Annotated in this window: 20 protein-coding genes; 7 read left to right on the forward strand and 13 right to left on the reverse strand. The window is 52.6% G+C overall.

The genetic code is table 11. From position 1 onward, the window contains the following. The first annotated feature begins 159 nt into the window (after positions 1-159). The 6 genes from pcaH (at position 160) to PGR10_RS04770 (ending at position 6,060) form a co-directional block, all read left to right on the forward strand. Positions 160-900 (forward strand): protocatechuate 3,4-dioxygenase subunit beta, encoded by a 741-nt coding sequence (gene pcaH, locus PGR10_RS04745; RefSeq protein ID WP_087859504.1) that lies wholly within the window; start codon positions 160-162, stop codon positions 898-900. Continuing rightward, the gene (gene pcaG / locus PGR10_RS04750) at positions 897-1,517 is read left to right on the forward strand and encodes a protocatechuate 3,4-dioxygenase subunit alpha (protein WP_087859503.1); all 621 of its coding nucleotides are present in this window, start codon (positions 897-899) and stop codon (positions 1,515-1,517) included. The genes pcaH and pcaG overlap by 4 nt, the downstream gene beginning before the upstream one ends. A gap of 178 nt (positions 1,518-1,695) precedes the next feature. Then, positions 1,696-2,619, forward strand: a complete 924-nt coding sequence (locus PGR10_RS04755) for a LysR substrate-binding domain-containing protein (RefSeq protein WP_045382604.1) — start codon at positions 1,696-1,698, stop codon at positions 2,617-2,619. A 300-nt stretch (positions 2,620-2,919) separates the two neighbouring features. Further along, entirely contained in the window at positions 2,920-5,292 is a 2,373-nt protein-coding gene (locus PGR10_RS04760) for a glucose/quinate/shikimate family membrane-bound PQQ-dependent dehydrogenase (protein ID WP_375156788.1), read from the forward strand. 83 nt (positions 5,293-5,375) lie between these two features. Continuing rightward, positions 5,376-5,690, forward strand: coding sequence for a hypothetical protein (locus PGR10_RS04765; RefSeq protein ID WP_228302256.1), 315 nt, complete (start codon positions 5,376-5,378; stop codon positions 5,688-5,690). Between the two features lie 91 nt (positions 5,691-5,781). Then, positions 5,782-6,060, forward strand: coding sequence for a hypothetical protein (locus tag PGR10_RS04770; RefSeq protein WP_213316179.1), 279 nt, complete (start codon positions 5,782-5,784; stop codon positions 6,058-6,060). A gap of 56 nt (positions 6,061-6,116) precedes the next feature. On the opposite strand, the gene PGR10_RS04775 is transcribed toward PGR10_RS04770, so the two are convergent. From PGR10_RS04775 to PGR10_RS04820, 10 genes are all read right to left on the reverse strand, one after another. Then, complete coding sequence (locus PGR10_RS04775) at positions 6,117-7,235, reverse strand: S-(hydroxymethyl)glutathione dehydrogenase/class III alcohol dehydrogenase (RefSeq protein ID WP_045393936.1); 1,119 nt, start codon at positions 7,233-7,235, stop codon at positions 6,117-6,119. 23 nt (positions 7,236-7,258) lie between these two features. Next, positions 7,259-7,534, reverse strand: a complete 276-nt coding sequence (locus PGR10_RS04780; protein ID WP_015705585.1) for a metal/formaldehyde-sensitive transcriptional repressor — start codon at positions 7,532-7,534, stop codon at positions 7,259-7,261. Positions 7,535-7,637: 103 nt separating this feature from the next. Next, positions 7,638-8,111: a GNAT family N-acetyltransferase gene (locus tag PGR10_RS04785; RefSeq protein WP_271032636.1), complete on the reverse strand. Its 474-nt coding sequence runs from the start codon at positions 8,109-8,111 to the stop codon at positions 7,638-7,640. Positions 8,112-8,126: 15 nt separating this feature from the next. Continuing rightward, complete coding sequence (hpaX, locus tag PGR10_RS04790) at positions 8,127-9,509, reverse strand: 4-hydroxyphenylacetate permease (RefSeq protein WP_430923046.1); 1,383 nt, start codon at positions 9,507-9,509, stop codon at positions 8,127-8,129. Positions 9,510-9,794: 285 nt separating this feature from the next. Then, positions 9,795-10,322 carry a cytochrome b561 gene (gene cybB / locus PGR10_RS04795; protein WP_113373252.1) on the reverse strand — a complete coding sequence of 176 codons (528 nt, stop codon included), beginning with the start codon at positions 10,320-10,322 and terminating at the stop codon, positions 9,795-9,797. Between the two features lie 142 nt (positions 10,323-10,464). Continuing rightward, positions 10,465-11,367 carry an endonuclease/exonuclease/phosphatase family protein gene (locus PGR10_RS04800; RefSeq protein ID WP_032708195.1) on the reverse strand — a complete coding sequence of 301 codons (903 nt, stop codon included), beginning with the start codon at positions 11,365-11,367 and terminating at the stop codon, positions 10,465-10,467. Between the two features lie 268 nt (positions 11,368-11,635). Continuing rightward, on the reverse strand, positions 11,636-13,747 hold the full coding sequence (locus PGR10_RS04805; RefSeq protein ID WP_271032639.1) for a peptidase domain-containing ABC transporter: 2,112 nt from the start codon (positions 13,745-13,747) through the stop codon (positions 11,636-11,638). After that, positions 13,737-15,014: an HlyD family efflux transporter periplasmic adaptor subunit gene (locus tag PGR10_RS04810; protein ID WP_271032640.1), complete on the reverse strand. Its 1,278-nt coding sequence runs from the start codon at positions 15,012-15,014 to the stop codon at positions 13,737-13,739. Before PGR10_RS04810 ends, PGR10_RS04805 begins: the two co-directional genes overlap by 11 nt. Positions 15,015-15,032: 18 nt before the next feature. Then, the gene (locus PGR10_RS04815) at positions 15,033-15,731 is read right to left on the reverse strand and encodes a CPBP family intramembrane glutamic endopeptidase (protein WP_271032641.1); all 699 of its coding nucleotides are present in this window, start codon (positions 15,729-15,731) and stop codon (positions 15,033-15,035) included. A 177-nt stretch (positions 15,732-15,908) separates the two neighbouring features. After that, complete coding sequence (locus PGR10_RS04820; RefSeq protein WP_042894619.1) at positions 15,909-16,226, reverse strand: colicin V family bacteriocin; 318 nt, start codon at positions 16,224-16,226, stop codon at positions 15,909-15,911. A gap of 780 nt (positions 16,227-17,006) precedes the next feature. On the opposite strand from PGR10_RS04820, the gene gap reads away from it, so the two are divergent. Next, entirely contained in the window at positions 17,007-18,005 is a 999-nt protein-coding gene (gap, locus tag PGR10_RS04825) for a type I glyceraldehyde-3-phosphate dehydrogenase (protein ID WP_015366361.1), read from the forward strand. Between the two features lie 41 nt (positions 18,006-18,046). Here the strand turns inward: gap and PGR10_RS04830 are convergent, their stop codons facing one another. The 3 genes from PGR10_RS04830 to astE all read right to left on the reverse strand — a co-directional run bounded on the left by PGR10_RS04830 (position 18,047) and on the right by astE (position 21,391). Next, positions 18,047-18,838, reverse strand: coding sequence for a YdcF family protein (locus tag PGR10_RS04830; RefSeq protein WP_271032642.1), 792 nt, complete (start codon positions 18,836-18,838; stop codon positions 18,047-18,049). A 110-nt stretch (positions 18,839-18,948) separates the two neighbouring features. Then, the gene (locus PGR10_RS04835) at positions 18,949-20,385 is read right to left on the reverse strand and encodes an amino acid permease (RefSeq protein WP_213316186.1); all 1,437 of its coding nucleotides are present in this window, start codon (positions 20,383-20,385) and stop codon (positions 18,949-18,951) included. A gap of 10 nt (positions 20,386-20,395) precedes the next feature. After that, entirely contained in the window at positions 20,396-21,391 is a 996-nt protein-coding gene (gene astE, locus PGR10_RS04840; RefSeq protein ID WP_213316187.1) for a succinylglutamate desuccinylase, read from the reverse strand.

A 21,391-nucleotide genomic window follows, 5' to 3' on the forward strand; every position in this document is an offset into this window, starting at 1 on the left:
GATGCGGATAACCTGCTACCGCGTTTCGCCTGTACAAATCATAACCGCTGGTTATGAAAAATTAGATTTAATTTCACTTTAAATTAACAAAACATTTACAGAGACTGTTTCTGGCGAAATTACAACAACATGCCTCTCTTCCGTTTGATGGAGTACCCTATGAATAATAAATGGTCACCGCGCGAGGTCGTACATCGCGATTACAATAGCCATCCGCCGGCACTGGCGCCGGGATACAAAACCAGCGTGCTACGCTCGCCGCGCAATGCGCTCATCTCCCTGCAAAATTCACTTTCTGAGATTACCGGCCCGGTGTTCAGCAGCGAAGACCTTGGTCCGCTGGATAACGATCTCATTCTCAACTACGCCAAAGACGGCCTGCCGATTGGCGAACGAATTATCGTCCACGGTTACGTGCGCGACGGCTTTGGCCGGCCAATGAAAAATACGCTGGTCGAAGTGTGGCAGGCCAATGCCGGCGGCCGTTACCGTCATAAGAAAGACCAGTATCTGGCGCCGATTGACCCCAACTTCGGCGGCTGTGGACGGGTGCTGACCGATGAAAACGGTTATTACTGTTTTCGCACGATCAAACCCGGCCCCTACCCGTGGCGTAATCAGGTTAGCGACTGGCGACCGGCGCATATTCACTTTTCGCTCTCCGGCGATGCCTGGGCGCAACGACTGATTACCCAAATGTACTTTGAAGGCGATCCGCTTATTAAACAGTGTCCGATTGTCAGAACCATCAATAACGATGATGCCGTGCGTACCCTGATTGCCGAACTGGATACCCACGCCGCCGTGCCGCTCGATAGCCTGGCCTATCGTTTTGACCTTGTGCTGCGCGGCCACCGCGCCACGCTGTTCGAAAACCGTACTCAAGGGGCCGCCCAATGAAAGACTATTTAGCTGAAACCGCCTCGCAGACTGCCGGGCCCTATGTGCATATTGGTCTGGCGCCGGACGCTGCCGGGTTTCATATTTTTGAGAAAAACTTTGGCCCCAACTTAGTGAGCGCGGAAACCAAAGGCCAACGTATTACGATTGAAGGACGGGTTTTCGATGGTTCCGGAACGCCTGTACGCGACGTGCTGCTGGAACTCTGGCAGGCTAACGCCGACGGGCGTTATAACCATCCCGACGACCGCCAGCAGAGCAAGGCTCTGGACCCCAACTTTCGCGGCTGGGGCCGCACGTGTTCAGACTTTGCATCCGGCGTCTGGCGCTTTCAAACCATCAAACCCGGCGCGGTCGTCGGCCGTGACGGACGTGTGATGGCGCCGCACCTCAATCTGTGGGTGGTGGCGCGGGGTATCAACATCGGCCTGAATACGCGGATGTATTTTGCTGATGAGCAGGCGGCAAATGAACAGGATCCGGTATTGAATCTGATTGAATGGGAAGTTCGCCGCCAGACGCTTATCGCGCAACGTGAAGTGCGTGGAGATGAAATCGTCTACCGCTTTGATATTTATTTACAGGGCGATAAAGAGACCGTGTTCTTCGATATTTAATTTCCCACCAAAATAACTCCCTTTTTCCTTGCCCCGTCGACCACGGGGCTTTTTAACGCGCCTGACAGAAATGACTTGTAAGACAATAAGATCAAATGTTAATAATATTTTGCTAACTAGTTATCAAAATTAAACAACTTCGCTTGCTACCGAGACAGCTCTGTTTTTAACATCGATTATGGAAAAAAATGGTCTCTTCAGTCAGCGCATTCGCTTGCGCCATTTACATACTTTCGTCGCCGTCGCACAACAGGGAACCCTGGGGCGGGCGGCAGAAACCCTGAATCTTAGCCAACCTGCGCTATCAAAAACGCTCAACGAGCTGGAGCAGTTGACCGGTACCCGTCTCTTTGAGCGCGGGCGGCTTGGCGCGCAGTTGACGCTGGTTGGCGAACAGTTTCTTACCCATGCGGTCAAGGTGCTGGATGCCCTCAATACCGCGGGCCAGGCTCTCAATCGTAAAGAGGGCATGAATAGCGATGTGGTACGAATTGGCGCCCTGCCAACCGCAGCGCTCGGTATTTTGCCTACGGTGATTGGTCAATTTCATAAACAGCAAAAAGACATCACCTTACAGGTCGCCACCATGAATAACACCATGCTGCTGGCGGGGCTGAAATCCGGCGATGTCGATATTGGTATTGGGCGCATGTCCGATCCGGAGCTCATGAGCGGCCTCAACTATGAACTGCTGTTTCTTGAATCGCTAAAACTGGTCGTCCGCCCCGGCCACCCGCTACTGCAGGAGACGGTAACGCTCAGCCGGGTGATGGAATGGCCGGTAGTGGTCTCACCAAAAGGGACCATTCCGCGGCAGAATGCGGAAACGCTACTGCAAAGCCAGGGCTGTAAAATTCCCCCCGGCTGTATTGAAACGCTGTCGGCCTCGCTTTCGCGCCAGCTCACCGTCGATTACGACTATGTCTGGTTCGTCCCTTCCGGCGCGGTGAAAGACGACCTGCGTCGCGGTTTGTTAACCTCATTACCTATCGCCACCGAAGGCGCCGGCGAGCCGATCGGTATTCTTACCCGGGTGGACGCCAGCTTGTCGCAGGGGGCGCAAACTCTACTGAGCGCGATACGCAAATCCATGCCTGCCTGACCCTCAATGGCCGTTACCCCGAATCAACACATTGGGGTAATGGCACCGCTACGTTTATTCTTCTGCCACTTAATATATACATCACGCTAATCAATTAGTGCGAAATCATTCATTAACATTTGCGCTCATTTCATTAACAGATTTATCATAGCCATGATTTCACCATTTGGTTCATGTGAAATGAATTCATCTTTTGAAATCACCTTTATGAAGCTTTACAGAGCTTCACTCAAAAGCAATTTCCATTTGCACTTGATTCATTTGGTACACGCCTGGCAAGGGGTGGTATAAGGAGACAACATGGCTACGGGCAACGTGCCGCGCGGATTCCCCCGGATCCTGCAGTGGCTACTCGCCGGACTGATGTTAATCATCGGTCTGGCAATCGGCATTTTAGGCGCCAAACTGGCAAGCGTCGGCGGCACCTGGTATTTCGCCATTATGGGACTGGTGATGGTTATCGCCTCCCTGCTTATTTTCCGCAATCGTCGCGGCGGTATCGTTCTTTATGCCGTCGCCTTCGCAGCTTCCATTGTTTGGGCTATCAGCGACGCAGGCTGGACCTACTGGCCGCTGTTCTCACGCCTGTTTGCGCTTGGCGTTCTGGCTTTTCTGTGCGCCATTGTTTGGCCTTTCCTTTCCAGCGCTCCGGCCAAAAAAGGCGCGGCCTTCACCCTCGCGGGCGTGCTGGCCGTGGTACTGCTGGTCAGCTTTGGCTGGATGTTCAAATCCCAGCCGCTGGTCAGCGCCAGCGAACCCGTGCCGGTAAAACCGGTACAGCCAGGTGAAGAACAAAAAAACTGGGAGCACTGGGGTAATACCACTCACGGCGACCGTTTTGCCGCGTTGGATCAGATCAATAAAAACAATATCAACCGGCTACAGGTTGCCTGGATTGCCCATACCGGCGATATTCCGCAGAGTAACGGTTCCGGCGCGGAAGACCAGAATACGCCGCTGCAGATTGGCGATACACTCTATGTTTGTACGCCATATAGCAAAGTCCTGGCGCTGGATGTCGATAACGGCAAAGAAAAATGGCGCTACGACTCGAAAGCGACGGCGCCGAACTGGCAACGTTGCCGCGGTTTAGGCTACTACGAAGATAGCCAGGCACAGGCTAATGCCGTTGCCGGGACTCAGCCTGCCGCCTGTGCCCGCCGCCTGTTCCTGCCGACTACCGATGCGCGTCTGATCGCAATCGATGCCGATACTGGTAAAGCCTGTGAAGCATTTGGCGAACACGGTACCGTCGATCTCAGCGTCGGCATGGGGGAAATCAAACCTGGTTATTATCAGCAGACCTCTACCCCGCTGGTGGCCGGTAACCTTGTTGTCGTTGGTGGTCGCATCGCGGATAACTACTCCACCGGTGAACCACCGGGCGTAGTTCGCGCTTTTGACGTGCATACCGGTAAACTGGCCTGGGCCTGGGATCCGGGTAATCCGCAGCTGACCGGCGTACCGCCGGAAGGACAGACCTACACGCGCGGGACGCCGAACGTCTGGTCCGCAATGTCTTACGATGCCAAACTGAATCTTATTTATCTGCCAACCGGTAACGCCACGCCAGATTTCTTCGGCGGCGAACGTACGGCGCTGGATGATAAATACAGCTCATCAATCGTTGCGGTCGATGCGACCACCGGTAAAGTGCGCTGGCATTTCCAGACCACCCATCACGATCTGTGGGATTTCGACCTGCCTTCGCAACCGCTGCTGTACGATCTGCCGGACGGTAAAGGCGGTACGACGCCGGTACTGGTGCAAACCAGCAAGCAGGGCATGATCTTTATGCTTAACCGCGCGACGGGCGAACCGGTCGCTAAAGTGGAAGAACGTCCGGTCCCGGCTGGTAACGTTAAAGGTGAACGCTACTCGCCGACGCAACCGTACTCTGTCGGCATGCCGATGATCGGCAACGAAACGTTGAAAGAATCGGATATGTGGGGCGCCACCCCGGTTGACCTGCTGCTGTGCCGTATTCAGTTCAAAGAGATGCGCCATCAGGGTGTCTTTACACCGCCGGGTGAAGACCGCTCCCTGCAATATCCGGGCTCGCTTGGCGGAATGAACTGGGGCAGCGTGTCGGTCGATCCGAATAACGGCCTGATGTTCGTCAATGACATGCGCCTTGGACTGGCTAACTACATGGTGCCGCGAGCGAAAGTGGCCAAAGATGCCAGCGGTATCGAAATGGGTATCGTACCGATGGAAGGTACGCCGTATGGCGCAATGCGTGAGCGTTTCCTGTCGCCGCTGGGTATCCCCTGCCAGAAGCCGCCGTTCGGCACCATGTCGGCGGTTGATCTGAAAAGCGGTAAGCTGGTCTGGCAGGTTCCGGTGGGTACGGTAGAAGATACCGGTCCGTTGGGTATCCGCATGCATATGCCGATCCCTATCGGCATGCCAACGCTGGGAGCTTCGCTGTCTACCCAGTCTGGTCTGCTGTTCTTCGCCGGCACCCAGGATTTCTATCTGCGCGCCTTTGATACCGCCAACGGCAAAGAGATTTGGAAATCTCGCCTACCGGTGGGCAGCCAATCCGGCCCGATGACCTACGTTTCACCGAAAACCGGTAAGCAGTACATCATTATCAACGCCGGCGGCGCGCGTCAGTCTCCCGATCGCGGCGATTACATCATCGCTTACGCTTTACCCGATCAAAAATAAAACCAGGGCCCCGTTCAGGGGCCTTTCTTTATCTCCCCGGTTTCAGATTCCATTTAGGCGCCGATCTTCAGGCTTTTGTTACTATGGAAGCTCATTTCTCAGGCTGGATAAACAGGGAGGAAGCCATCATGGTTTTGATGAAAGGCTCAAGCGCGCTGCTTTTGGCCGCGTTACTATCGGGATGCGCCAACGAGGAACCACCACAGCTTTATCGCCACGACTTTGTGTTGAAGAATCCGCATACGGGTATGCCGCTGCCCTATCTCCCTTACCAAATCACCACGCCAGACGGTATAGTCTTTAAGGGCAGAACCGATAAAAACGGTTTAACCGTAGAAGCGATATCGACTATGCCGGGAGAATTTAAGATCAATATGATCCCTGAGTCAGCACTATAAGTTTCTTCGGCAGGTTCTGATTTTAGAATGTTTTATTACGTTATGTTATTATTGCGAACAGTTATCAATAACAACATGACAAGGATAAAAGATGAAAGGAGCCCTCTATCACCTGCCGATCGGCGCACTCTTATTAGCCGCAACCACCTCGGCCCAGGCGCTGAAAGCGCCAGAAGTGGATTTACGCGACCCGACGCTGTGGGAAGAGAAAAAGGTCAATCCGCTAAACGATGTCTCGGTCCCCTGCGAAGTGGCAAACGGCCCGGATTGTCCCATCTGGGAAGATCAAAAGTCCGATATTCAGCGAGAGAGAGAGCGGCGGGAGCAGCGACGTTGGCAATCCGGCTATGAGCACTGGCGCAAGTATTAACGCAACCAGAAGTCAACCCGGGCGATAGATGGCCCGGGTTTCGCTATCAGCAATACTTAGTTATCACCGAAGTGAATAACCGTACGAATCGATTTACCTTCATGCATCAGATCGAAGGCTTCGTTGATCTGGTCGAGCGGCAACCGGTGGGTGATAAACGGATCGAGGCGAATCTTACCCGCCATCGCGTCTTCAACCATTCCCGGTAGCTGGCTACGCCCTTTCACCCCGCCGAAGGCGGATCCGCGCCATACCCGGCCGGTAACTAACTGGAACGGACGGGTCTTGATTTCCTGACCGGCGCCCGCGACACCGATGATGACGCTCTCACCCCAACCTTTATGGCAGCACTCCAGCGCCGCGCGCATGACGTTGACGTTACCGATACATTCAAAACTGAAATCAACGCCGCCATCGGTTAGCTCGACAATCACGTCCTGAATCGGTTTATCGTAGTCGTTCGGGTTGATAAAGTCGGTGGCGCCCATCTCTTTGGCGAGGGTAAATTTATCCGGATTAGTGTCGACCGCCAAAATGCGTCCGGCTTTCGCCTGCACCGCGCCCTGAATCACCGCCAGGCCAATACCGCCCAGCCCGAACACCGCGACGCTGTCTCCCTCTTTCACCTTCGCGGTATTATGTACCGCGCCGATACCGGTGGTGACGCCGCAGCCCAACAGACACACTTTTTCCAGCGGCGCCTGCGGGTTAACTTTTGCCAGAGAAATCTCGGCGCAAACGGTGTATTCGCTGAAGGTGCTGGTGCCCATATAGTGATAAATCGGCTCGCCGTTATAGGAGAATCGCGTGGTGCCATCCGGCATCAGACCTTTCCCCTGCGTGGCGCGGACCGCCTGGCAGAGGTTAGTTTTGCCAGACTTGCAGAATTTGCATTCGCCGCACTCGGCGGTATACAGCGGAATAACGTGATCGCCAGGTTTCAGGCTGGTCACGCCCTCGCCGACTTCAACGACGATACCGCCGCCTTCATGGCCCAACACCGCCGGGAACACGCCTTCCGGATCGTCGCCAGAGAGAGTAAAAGCATCGGTGTGGCAAACGCCGGTGTGGGTGATTTTTACCAGAACTTCGCCTTTCTTTGGCGGCGCGACGTCAATCTCCACGATTTTTAACGGCTGACCGGGGCCAAAGGCAACTGCTGCACGTGATTTCATACTGTCCATTCCTCGTCGTGATTTTATTTTAAATAGGATCGTAGCAGGTGACCGACTTCCGCCATGCGGGCGGCGCGTTGGTCCGGGGTGGTATCGCCGCTAACCAGTTCATCCTGCAGATGCATCTCCACCAGCTCGCCCATCAAACCGTTGGCGGCGCCGCGAATGGAGGCAATCTGTTGGAGGATAGTCATGCAGGGTTCGCCGGACTCCAGCGCGCGTTCCAGCGCTTCAACCTGCCCGCGAATACGGCGTACGCGGCTAAGCGCACGCTTCTTGTCTTCTGGTGAATGTGGCACGAGATGCCCTCCATATCATATAGGGGGGTATACTATATTTATTTAGTTAAAGTGGCAAATTGAAACGCCGCTAACAACCATAGCATAGCGGCGCAGGTTTACCTTAATCGAGAGTGAGGCTCATGGCTATACAGCGTAACTCGGCGTTGGCCATTTTCGAATAATGGCTCTTTTCGCCTTGTGAAACAAAGCCATGGCGTAGATAAAAGCCCGCCGCATTGGGGGTCGCCTCAAGCGTAATGGTTTCGAGCCCCCGTCGGCGAGCTTCGGCGATAACCGCCGCCATGATCAAATCCGCGCATCCCTGCCCGCCCCACTCCGGCAGCGTAAAGATCGCTTCCACGCTTAAGGACTCAATATCGAGATAGCCGGTCGCGATAGGTTGGCCCAGCGTATTTTCCACGATATAAAACGGATTATCGGCAACGGCGTGACGATACCCCTCGGGCATCTGTTCCGGCGTCCAGGCGTCAATCAATTCAGCGCCATAGCTTTGACGACAGCCATGGCGAATCGCCTGATTACGGATATTCCACAACGCAGGGGCTTCATCGGGTACCGCGCGTCTCACTCTCATCGCTACTCCTGTTTTTTATGGCGTCGCTCGCGGACGGCTGGCCTTCATTGGGATGCGCGATACCACCAGCGCCCCCAAAACCAGGAACCCGGCAACGAGGTAAAATCCGGCGTTAAAGCTGCCGGTTAAATCCTTCAGCCAGCCGAATAATAGCGGACTCATGGCCGATCCCATATTACCCGTCGCGTTAATCACCGCAATGCCGATCGCTCGTGAGCGCGGGCTGATGGACTGATCTGGCGTGGTCCAGAAAATCACCATCGCCGCATAGGCCCCTGCCGAGGCCATAATTACCCCCAACAGTTGCATCACGCTATTTGACCCGTGCGCCGCCAGCATCCAGCCCGCGGCGGCAAACAGGTAGGGCAATAACGTGTGCAGCTTACGTTCCTGTAAGCGGTCAGAACGTTTACTCCACCAGATCATCGCCACAATGGTACAGATATGTGGTACGGCGCTAAGCAAGCCGATGGCGATATTACTGCTGCCCTGGTTAAAGCTTTTAAGGATCAGCGGCGTCCAGACGCTGAGGGCGCTTAAAGTATTACAGAGAAAGAAATAGGCCAGCGTATACATCAACACCACCGGGGTGAAGACGTCGCGCCAGAGGCTGCCTTTCCCCTGCTGCAGCGCGCTCAGGCTGGCGCTACCGTTCGGTTGCACCAGTCGTAGTTTGTCCTTCTCCATCATCTCGCCAAGGCAACGTTTGTCCTCATCGGTGAGCCATTTGGCCTTTTGCGGACTGTCGTCAAGATAGAACCAGACTACCGCCCCCAACAGCACCGATGGAAATCCTTCCAGCAGGAACAGCCACTGCCAGCCTTTAAGCGCCAGCATGCCATCCATACTGAGAATATAGCCGGAGACCAGCGACCCCAGCGCCATCGTCACCGGCATGGCAATCATAAACAGCGCATTAGCACGCGCTCGGTAGTACGCCGGGAACCAGTAGGTTAAGTAGAGCAGAAGCCCCGGAAGAAAGCCGGCTTCGGCAATCCCCACCAGCATGCGCAGCAGATACAGGCTATTTGGCCCGGTCGCGAACATGGTCGCGGTCGATGCTATCCCCCAAACCACCATAATGCTGGCGATCCAGCGGCGGGCGCCAACGATCCCCAGCATGATGTTACTGGGAATACCGAAGATGACATACATCGCGTAGAACAACGTCGTCGCGAGGCCGAACATGGTGCTACTCAGTCCCAAATCCTGGCTCATGGTGAGCCCGGCAAAGCCGATATTGATACGATCAAGAAATGAAAAGATAAAAAGCAGAAACAGAAAAGGAATTAAGCGACGGAACAATTTATTGATAACCACCTGTTCGCGCGGGCTCAAGCGTTCAGCGCCCCCCGCATCGGCGACAGGAGGGGAAGTGGCCGGTATACTATCGGTCATGTCAGGGTTTCCTTTTGCTCATCGGTATTGAAAATGCAGGCGTTTTAGCCAATGACGCTGCGGATACCGCTGAACGTGCCTGGGTGTCGTTTCGACGACCTCCCGGCTGGATTCAATCCACCGCACTGAGATTCTTATAGAACCTTTCGTTTCGTTTAGACATTTTTATTTACATACTCGATACAAATTTGCAGCATAAGTAACATTTCACGAATCATTTATTGGCGAGTTAACGGAAACAAAAAACCCGCCGGTTGGCGGGTTCAGGCATGTCAGGCGTAGTACTCAACGCTTGCGCGGCATCATGCGCAGCAGCGTATTATCTTTCCATAAATAGTGATGCAGCAGCGCCGCCAGCGCGTGCAGGCCAATCACGAAATAGCCGATATTGGCAAGTAAGCCGTGCAGCCCCTTAAGGCTGTCGACCAAAGCGAAGTTGCTTTGCGCCGCAAAGGGCATCGTCAGACCGAAAGCAAACCACGGGTTACCGCGGTAATACATCATTGCCATGCCAATCGACGGTAGCGCGATAAACAGCAGATATATCACCAGATGGCCAAGATGGGCGAAACCGGTCATCATCGGCGAGGGTTTAGGAACAATCGGCGGCGCCGGAGACTTCAGGCGCACCAGCAGTCGTGCAATCATCAGGACAAAAATGGAAATGCCGCAGGAGACATGGATCATGTTTATCACCGGACGGTCGCTGCGCGGGAAAAAACCGCGCAGTTCCATCGCCGCGTAGGCGACGACAACCAGTAAAAAGACCAGCCAGTGAATTCCTATCTGCAGGCCAGAATATTTATCGCGCATGAACAAACCTTAATGGAAGTGTGATGTTGTTAACATAACCGCCTTCCCTTAAATTTTCATTAACCTTTACCGAGGCTTAAAAAACAGCGTTAGCGCGAATTGAATAGCATCAGGGCTCTTTTGCAAAGAGCCCTGGGCGATGTTACTGCTCGGTGAGTTGCAGTTCAGCAATGACCGGCAGATGGTCACTGGCCGCTGACCAGTTAAATTCCGGCGAGTTATGCGGAATCTCCAGCTTCTTCACATCCCACTTTTGCCCTTTGAAGGTGAAAATATGGTCGATATCAATAGCCGGGTTAACGGCAGGCCAGCTACGCGTATCGGTCCCCTGCTTCGACACTTCGTTAAAGAAATAACCGATCTCTTTCACCGGCTGTTCTTCACGGGTTGAATTGAAATCGCCGGCCAGGATCTTAATTGAAGAAGCGATATCTTTAAAATCAGACGCCGCATCGCCAATACTCAAATCGAGAAGATAACGAGCCTGCTCTGTACGCATGGTGGGATCTTTTTGCCAGTCGAGATGGGTCACCATAATAATCGGCGCGGAATCAAAACCCGGTACATCAACCTGCGCCAGTAGCGCCACGCGCTGTTCCGCATTGCCTGACGGCAGCTTAACCACCTGAGAATGCAGGATTTTGTATTTTGACAGCAGCCCCAGCCCGTACTCTCCGCCGTCAAAATCAAGCGCTTTACCAAAGGCATAATGCATATTGTTGGCATCGGCAATCGTCTTAAGCTGATCGATTTTCTGGCTGCGCTGGGTTTTGTTATCGACTTCCGGAACGGCGATAATATCGGCGTTAATTTTTTTAATCGCTGAATTAAGTGCCGTAAAATCGGCCACATTATCAGAAGCTTCATTCTTGCCAATATTATAGGTTGCTATGCGTAGTTTCGGCTGATGCTGGGTATAGACTTTATCCGGCACCCCGCCTTTTTGTACCGCAAGTATTTCATTACCAGCAAGTTTCTCAGCTGCCTGGACGTTGGCCGCCAGACAAGCCAGCGCCACCATAGTCAGTGCAATGCTCTTTTTCATTGGTATGCTATTCCCCTTGTTTAAGTATTCTTATATTAAGGGTACCGAGTGAAGACATTGATTATCGTGATGTATAGCGCAAACTTATAACGCAGAGTGAATTAAGTATCCCGAAAGATTTGAGGTTATCCACAAAACGAGTCGGTATCAGATCGCATAGTTTGTGGATAACTCGCTACAGGCCCCGTCACTCCAGCCATCCCGCCTTGTGTTCATTATTCAACCACATAGCGAACCAAATGCCCGCAATAGAGTAGGATATTGGCTGTTAATCGGATTCGCCGAGGGTGATGATTCTGTCCGCGGTTTGCAGGGTCGTTTCACGGTGAGCAATAATTATTCGGGTTATATTCAACTTTTTCATTGCCAGACTGACGTCTTTTTCACACTCTGCGTCCAGTGCGCTGGTGGCTTCATCCATGAATAATATATCCGGACGGCGGTAAAGCGCCCGGGCAATAAAAATCCTCTGTCTCTGTCCCCCAGATAGCCCCTCCCCCAGTTCTCCGATTAAAGTCTCATACCCCATTGGCAGAGCCAATATCACGTCATGAATGCTGCTTGTCCGGGCACATTCTCTCATCCAGGCATCATCAACATTTTCAGTGAATCCGCAGATATTCTCCCGAATAGAGCCAGAAAACAGCCGGTCATCCTGCATCACGCAGGCGATCAAGCGATGATAGTTATTTATACCCAGTTGCCTGATATCCGTACCATTCATTAAGACAGCCCCTGATATCGGTTCAGACAAGCCGCACAGTACTTTAAGCAGCGTGGTTTTCCCCGAACCAGAGGGCCCGGTAATGGCCACACTCTCGCCTGCTCGAATCTTGAAACTGAGGCCGCTAAAGACGGGTGCTGACTGGCTGTCGTAACGGAAGCTTAGCGCTTTAATCTCCAGGCTGGCCGGAGACATGGTTGCCTTTAATCCTGAATCTGGTTTTCTTTCTTCCTTTTCATTCAACGCGATATCCGAAATCCTTTCGTTATGCAGGCTCATCATACGCAGCTGTAATAAGAAGTTGACCAGCGATCCTACCCGGTCAGAAAACTGTGCGCGGAATGCGCCAAATGCCACAAACATGCCGATGGTCATTTGGTTCTCCATAACCAGACTGATGCCCAGCCACAGAATAGTCACCTGATCGCACGTCGCCACAAGCGTGTTAATGCCGCCGAAGAACATATCAAGACGGCTGAGTCTGATACCGGTATTGATGGCATCAATCTTCAGGTTCAGCCAGTGGCTCCCACGCCGTTCTGCCATTCCCTGCATTTTAACCGTAGCTATTCCGTAGAGTGTTTCCATAAAATATGAACCAGCACGGGCTCCGGCGATTAACGCTTCTTCCGACAGCTGGCGGTACCGGCTATAGGTCAATATACGAATGAAGACATATACCGCTGTAAAGCCCAGTACAAAAACCGTCAATTTTCCACCGTACAGGATAAGCATCAACAAGAGACCGGCAACCATGATGCTGTCCATCATTGCCCCCACCACACTGGTTGTAAACGTGGCGCGAAGCGCATCCAACGAGCTGAAGCGGGAGTGAATATCGCCCATCTTTCGTCGCTCAAAATAGGTCAACGGCAACTGAAGCAGATGACGGAATAGCCCCGACTGCCATTGCACATTTATCAATGACTCCATCGCAAGGGATGACCATGCGCGGATCACGCTAACCAAAGTACGCCCCAAAATAAAAAACATCAGGACTCCACAGATAAGCATGAGCAGTCCCCGGTCATTCGCAGGAATAGCATGATCCATTACCAATTGGGTACCGACAGGCATCACCAGGCCGATAGCTTCAATAATCAGCGACAGACAGAAAATTTTGCTCAGTACGCCCCGGATACCCTGCACGCTGCTGATTAACGCCCGTATTCCGATTCGGCTTTTTATCGTTTCCTGCACAAATGTACTGCCGGGCCAGACCTCCAGCGCCACTCCGGTGAAGCACTGTGACATTTCATCGGTCCCGACAGTTCTTCGCCCCCTGGCTGGATCATGAAGCACGAAGCGATTCTTACGTACGCTGACGAGCACCACGAAATGATTAAAATTCCAGTGCAGGATACAGGGCATTCTGAGAGCATTAAGTTCATGGAGATCCAGTGACAATGCCCGGCTTTCCATCCCTAACTCAATCCCGGTTTGCTGAACACTGGCAAGCGAGGCTCCACGGGCAGACAGATTTATTTGGCGACGTAGGGCGATCAGGTCGATATTACGACCATAATGTCCGCATATCATCGCCAGACAGGCCAGTCCACATTCTGACGTTTCTGTCTGATGAACGACCGGGACTCGCCGCCGAAATTTCAGATCCAATTTCTCCTCGATGGATGATATGAAGTGGTTACGGTTCATGAATCGGCCCCGTAACACTGCGCTTCATATCGTAGAATGGCGAGAGCATCCACTGATAGATTTTACGTTTTTCCAGAAATAACGTGCTCTGTGCCTTCATGCCATTTTCCAGAGGCAGACGCTTGCCGGCGTAGCTGACAGCCTGCTTTTCTGGACTAATCACAACTTTGTAGTAAGCAGCCGCACCTGCCGCAGAGTTAATCGGGGCGGTCGTATAGGTCTGCATTTCGCGGTGGGAGGCTGGCGTCCGGGAAATGAGTGTGACTTTTGCCGAGAACTGACCAAATTTTTCAGCCGGAAAGGCTTCGTAGCGTATATTCACCCTATCACCGACTGAAATATATGGAACGGCTTCATTGGGTACCCAAAGAACCAAATAATAGCGTTGTATTTTTTCTGGAATTATCTGCAGCAGACTGTCGCCTTCGCTGACCATCTGACCTGGGGTGACGCTTAATGAATCAATTTTGCCGTCTGATGAGGCACGAATGATAATATCGCCTCCCGCATCGGTATTAATCCGCTCTTTCTGTAGCTCATAACGCTGCAGTTCCATCTGATAAACCCGATTGTCAAATTCCGCCGCCTGCGTCTGAATTTGACTTTCCAGATTGGTTAACTGTAGAGCATTTTGTTCATGCTGCGCGCTCAGGCTGAGCAAACTATTATGCTGCTGGTAGTACAAGGCCACCAGACTGGTTAACTGGTCTTTATTAATCAACCCCTGCTGCTGGTACCGTCGGTAATTATCCATGTTATTTTTCATTAATTTTATTCCCTCCTCAGCGCGCCTGACAATGCCTGCCGAGCGTTCAAAAGAGGCGCTATACTGTATTTTCTGTTGCTCAAGCATCCGCAAAGTGGTTTCCTTACTCTCTCTAAGGCGAGTGATAATCTCGGCGATGCGCTTCAATTGGTTTTCGATATCCTGTCGTTGAGTCTCATTGACCACGCCTCTACGTGTACTTTTACTGACATCAATTTGATAAACAGGATCACCCTTTTTTACAGGGTCCCCTTCCCGGACGAACTGTGTCGCGACAAATCCCTGGAAACCGGAATAGACATTAACCGGTCTCGGCCAGGTGGTAACTTCACCTTGCACGCTAATACGTCGTGTATAAGTGCCGGTGCTAATTAAAACAATGAAGCAGACGAAAAAAAGCGCGCTGGTAATTATAACCAGCCGAGAGGAGAGTCCCGGTAGTAATACTGCTTTGCCACACCATGTTTTATCCCTGTTTTCGAGCGCTTCCTTACGAAACATATTTCATTCCCGCTATGGCTAAGCCTCTCCGGAATACTGGAGGAATGACACATACTGAATACCAATTACGACCGCGTTCATCAGCGCATGAAGAATAATTGGCATCAGTATTCCGCCGGTTTTTATTCTCCCGATAACCAGCATCAGCGAAACCAGAAATAATATCAGGAACGATCGCCAGTCTATGTACTGTAAATGACAGGCTGAAAATACAACAGACACAGCGACAGCCGCCGCATAATTGTTATTCCCGAGCCAGTATTTAAACACACTGAAAAGACAGCCGCGGAAGACCATCTCTTCATAAACAGGAACCAATAGAATCATCACAATGGCATTTAGCCAGAATACATGCCCATCCAGTCGCATCTGTGAAGCTGACCAGTTTTCAGTCTGATAGCCTGCAGTGACAAAAGGCAACAGAAATTGGATCAACAGAATACACAGGAAAAGTATAATAAAAATGCCGAAACGAAAATTCCCTCTCCCCATGCCCTCGCGTTTGTAGAAATAGAGATAATAAAGGGGGGCAATTGCCAGAAACTCCAGTCCGAAAAGTAGTGGATAGAGATATCCCGTTATCATAAGGTCTTTGCTGCCCTCGAAAAAAAGCGGCAAACATGTGATGCCAAAAAATAGCGCAAATATGGCAAAACAGCCGGTTACGGCTTTGTTTCTTGCAATATTGTACTCGCGGTTATATCCGTCAACGTTCATTTTTTATTCCATCGGCGCCAAAAGGCGTGGACGACTCCCACTCGACTGACAAACTTTAATTATGGCTAGTTTTAAAGGTTAAGAGATGGAAGAGCTGATAACATGCTCTTCCATACGCTAACAGCTATCCTTATTGGCTTTTAGACTGGTTTATACCCGTACGCCAATCAGCATCTGTCAGTAACAAATATCATTGAGGTTATTCGGACTCCAGTAGCATTCTCTGCCTGCTGCTGCATTCCACGCTTCGGATGGAAGGTTAGCTGGTTTTTGTTTGAGCGTTCCGCCCAAACCAGATGGGGACATCGCTGGGTCCGGTGTTTTTGTTGCAGCCCAGTCATAAACCTGTCCCCCTGCGATCCCACCGGTTATGGCACCAGGAGTTCCGCCTACAAATGTGCCAGCTCCAGCGCCGATTCCCTGAGCAATTTCCCGCCCAATATCCCCCCCTGCACCGGAGACCATACCCAACTGTTTATTTGTCAGCTCTTTCATCTTTCATATTCCTTATGTAATTCAATAGCCAAAAATAAGCATTGCTCAGAAAATATATACATCCAACGGCAAACACAGGCAGCAGTGCTCTGGGTGCCGATAAAATATCTGCATCATCAACAAAACATCGCACAACGAGAAAACAGAATATAAGATAGAAAAGAGAATGCTCCCGGCAAGGATAATATCTTTAAACACCTGCATTATGATTTACCCTGCAGATTTTCCTTCCCGCATTTCATGCCAGCAGGATGGAATTTCGGCATGATTTTTAAATTTTTAAGCTATGGGTTGATAATTATTCCTCAGGCCGCAATCCATTTTCTATTCATCCCTGTATTATTCCTAATGCAAGGTTACATTAATATGACCAGATGTCAATGAATGATATTCATTCTCATTATCAATATTGTGCTGAACCACCGCTATAGTTATCAATACAGCCTCGATGTGGCTATATCCTTCTGCCCTTTTTCTAATTTCTGTTATTGTGATGTAGATCATATTTACCACTCAACGCCGCATGAAATAGCGAACAATGGTAGGCACTCTTTTTGTTGTACTGTCGCGGTAAGAACATTGGAACCACCTCCGACCCGGCGTTATACTTCCTTCGCACCATCTGGCTCCACGTGACAGTTACTGAAGACGCTTCAGGCAGGTAACTTAGCAATAGAAACACCTCAGGTGAACTGCTAAGCCACTGAAAGGTAGGATTTACTCTTCCCGCTCTGCCTGAAGAAGTTTTAACGTATCAACTTCACCACCAGGAGAGTATCCATGAGTAAACTTGGGATTAATGGATTTGGTCGTATTGGACGCTTAGTACTTCGTCGTCTGTTAGAAGTGAATAGCCCGCTGGAGGTCGTGGCCATCAACGATCTCACCTCACCGAAAGTCTTAGCCTACCTGCTTAAACATGACTCTAACTACGGTCCTTTCCCATGGAGCGTTGATTTTACAGAAGATGCGCTGATCGTTAATGGTAAAAAAATCACCGTTTACGCAGAGAAAGAGGCCCAGCATATTCCGTGGAAAGCCGCAGGCGCAGAGGTGATTGTTGAATGCACCGGCTTCTATACCTCGGCGGAAAAATCGCAGGCGCATCTGACCGCCGGCGCGAAAAAGGTATTGATATCCGCCCCTGCCGGCGAGATGAAAACCATTGTTTATCACGTCAACGACGACACCATGAGCCCGGATGACACCATCATCTCGGTTGCATCCTGCACCACCAACTGCCTGGCGCCAATGGCTAAAGTGCTGAACGATGCCTTCGGCATTACCGTGGGCACCATGACCACTATTCACGCTTATACCGGGACGCAATCTCTGGTCGACGGGCCGCGCGGCAAAGACCTGCGCGCCTCGCGAGCGGCGGCGGAAAACATTATTCCGCACACCACCGGGGCGGCAAAAGCCATCGGTCTGGTGATCCCGGAACTCAGCGGGAAACTGAAAGGTCACGCCCAGCGCGTGCCGACTAAAACCGGCTCAGTGACGGAACTGGTTTCCGTATTGGCGAAGAAAGTCACCGCTGAAGAGGTTAATCAGGCCATGAAAAATGCGGCGGCGAACAATGAATCTTTCGGCTACACCGAAGAAGAAATTGTCTCCTCCGACATTATCGGCAGCCATTTCGGCTCAATCTATGATGCGACTCAACTGGAGATCATGGAGGCCGGCGGCGTACAGCTTGTGAAAACCGTGGCCTGGTACGATAACGAGTACGGCTTTGTTACCCAGCTTGTCCGCGTACTGGATAAATTCGCGAAGTAAACTCAGAACCAGCGGATAGCTGCGGCTATCCGCCTTGCTCCCTACCCCAGCGTTCTGGCGTTCAGCGCCTCGCTCAATAGCGTATCTTCACGCAAGCATTGCCACGCCGCGCTAACATCGCGTGGGAAATCGACGTGGGTAATAAACCCTTTACCGTTGGGGCCATAACCCTGCGCGTTATCCAGCAGACGCGGCAGCTCGCCAAGCAGCAGCGCCAGATAACGCCCCACTGGCCACAATCCACTATCGTCTCCGTTGAATCTCAGGCCAGCAGCGCTGTTTTCAAGCCGCGGCGAACAACCGGGATAGCTCCACCACTGCGGCTGCGCCGGTGCCTCCTGCCAGACGCGGGCAAACGTCGCCATCGTCCGACGCTGCATGGTCGGGTCCTGAATCACCACGCCAGAGGAATGATCCAGCCCACGCTCTTCCAGTAACCGGCGGGTAAACCACGCGTTTTCGCCGCAGTTGGTTGAACGGTCTTCCACCACGATGCGATCGCGCGGTATTTGCCAGAAACGTTCGGCGATATCCGCCAGGATATGCGATTCCGGACGCCCCTCTACCCGCAACGCCTGATAGTGCGGATGCTTTTGTACGGCGTCGTAAAGAAAGGTCGTCGAATGACCAATACCGCCGCTTATCAATAGTGGAATCTGCCTCTGAGCCGCGAGCCGACAGGCGGCGTCAATGGTCGGGATCACCGCGTTACCGGCCAACACCGCAATCTGCGGCTGCGCATTCTGCGGCAAATCATCCTGCGCCAACCAGTCGCCGATGAGATTGGCCGCCGCTAACGTGTCGTGTGAAAGCGCCGGGAAATGCTCTGTCATACCCTTTCCTTCTTCTGTCCTGATCCAACAATGAAGTGTCGGGCGACATCATAAACCGCGCTACGGCGAAAAGGAAAATCCGGCAGCCACGCTTCAGCTGCCGGGTATCATCAGGCGCTGGCGTTATCCAATGCCAGTTGCCCTTCGCGCTTCTGTTTCACTTTCCAGAAGCACCATAGCGCAATAAACCACACCGGCGAAGCTATCAGCGCCAGCAGCGTATCCGGGTCGAAAATCATAATGAAGATCGAGAAGGCGAAAAACAGCAGGCTCAGCCAGCACATCGCCACTCCCGCCGGCATTTTAAATTTCGACCGCGCGTGCAGGTCCGGACGTTTATGACGATACACCAGGTACGCTACAAGAATCATACCCCAGCTGAAAACCACCATGATCGCCGCCAGCGTTGAAACGATGGTGAACAACGTCATCACGTTTGGCACCAGGAACAGCAGTAACGTACCGCTCAGCATGCAGAAGCAGGAGAACAGCAGGCTACGTACCGGAATGCGGGTATTACGTGAGAGTATACGGAACTGCCAGTGCGCATGTTTTTCCACCGACAGACCGTACAGCATGCGGGTACTGGAGTAAACGCCGCTGTTCGCCGACGACATGGCCGACGTCAAGGCGACAAAGTTAATTACCGCGGCGGCGGCAGGTAGCCCGGCCTTGGCGAACAGGGTCACGAACGGACTGGCATCCGGCGAGACGCCAGGCCATGAAGCCACGGCAATAATGACCACCATCGACAGCAGATAGAAAATAATGATGCGCAGCGGCAGCGCGTTAATCGCCTTCGGCAAGATGCGCTCAGGATCGCGCGTTTCCGCCGTCATGGTGCCGAGCAGCTCAATACCGGTGAAGGAGAAAATCGCTATCTGGAAACCGGCGAAGAAACCGGTCACGCCGTGGGGCATAAAGGCCGTCGGGTCGGTAATATGACCTAACGAAGCCTTCACGCCATCCGGCGAAGTCCAGCCAATAGCAATCATCCACGCGCCGGTCAAAATCAGCGCGATAATGGTGATGACCTTAATCAGCGCAAACCAGAATTCGGCCTCGCCGAACATCTTTACCGACAACAGATTAAACAAGAACAGGATCCCAAGCGTACTCAGCGCGGGCATCCACGCCGACATCTCCGGGAACCAGTACTGCATATAGCTACCGCAAACCACCACGTCGGCGATACAGGTCACCACCCAGCTAAGCCAGTAGGTCCAACCCAGATAGAAACTGGCCTGCGGGCCAAGATAGTCGCCGACGAAATCCGCAAACGAACGGTAATCCAGGCGGGTCAGCAACAGCTCCCCCATCGCCCGCATCACCATATAGGTAAAGAAACCTACCAGTAGATAGATAAGCAGAATGGATGTTCCGGCGACGGCGATGTTTCTGCCCGCCCCCATAAACAGTCCAGTACCAATAGCGCCGCCCAGCGCAATCATCTGAATGTGCCGGGCGCCAAGGCCGCGTTTGAGCTGCGACGGGCACTCCCCGTCGGCGGCAGGATGAACCTGCCCCTCACGTTGATGTTCAGTCATGTTGATTCCTTCAAGCAGGCATGGAAAGGCTTGGCGCGGTAGCGGTCAGCAGCAGCCCGGCGCGTTGACCGGCGGCGACGCCCGCATTCGGAAACAGGATGTAGGGGGCGTCGGCATTGACCACCCAGGTTTTCTGTGCCTGACGGGCGATTTCATAGCCTGCCGGCAGCGCGGTAAAGTTTTCGATTTTCGGGTCGAGATTCAGGGTAAAACCGTTCTCGCCCTTGATGATGCTCTGCTGCACCACAAAGTATTCGACCGGCGCTTTGCTACGCGGCGGCATGATGCCGTCGGCGATCAGCGCGCCGATAGCCAGTTCGGTGGCGGCAAACAAGCGCAGATCATTTTCACCGAATGGCATCACCTTCCCCAGTTCCAGCGTGGCGCTTTGCGCGCCGAACTTCTCGCTGGTGAAGTGGGTAAAGGTGCCGCCCGGTTCGGTATGACGCACGATGGCATCCATACCGCTGGCCTGCAACAGCTGATAAAAATCTGCGCTGTAGTCGCCATCATGAGCGGGCAGCAGCGCAAACTGCCGATATTTCGACCCGCGAATAGCGGTATGCAGATCGAGATGCGTGCGCGACACCTTGCCGTGGACATCGGCGCTACGGAAGAAGGCCTGTACGGCCATCTCCAGTTCAAAAGCGCGACGCGACTCGTTCCCGGGCATCGCCGCCAGATGGCGGCCGCCAAACAGCCGGTTGAGATCGTTATGCAGATAGCGACGGCCGGCGCGAATGGCGGGCAAATTGCCGAACACCACCAGTAGCGCGTGGGTCAGCGGCTGCTCGCCCAGGCTTAATCCCTGCAGGATCTGCAGCAACATTTCAATCGGCGCGGTTTCGTTACCGTGCACCCCGGCAGAAAGCACCGTCGCCTGTCGCCAGGGCGTTTTTGGCAGCAGTTGCAGAATGCCATCGCCTAACCAACTGGCTTCGATAGTCGGCGGAAAGGTCCATGTCTGCAGTTTACAATGCAGTAAATCGTTGACGTTTTGTTCCAT

Origin of the sequence: Klebsiella sp. 141198, assembly GCF_050600785.1 — a bacterium.
GTDB classification, from domain to species: domain Bacteria; phylum Pseudomonadota; class Gammaproteobacteria; order Enterobacterales; family Enterobacteriaceae; genus Klebsiella; species Klebsiella aerogenes.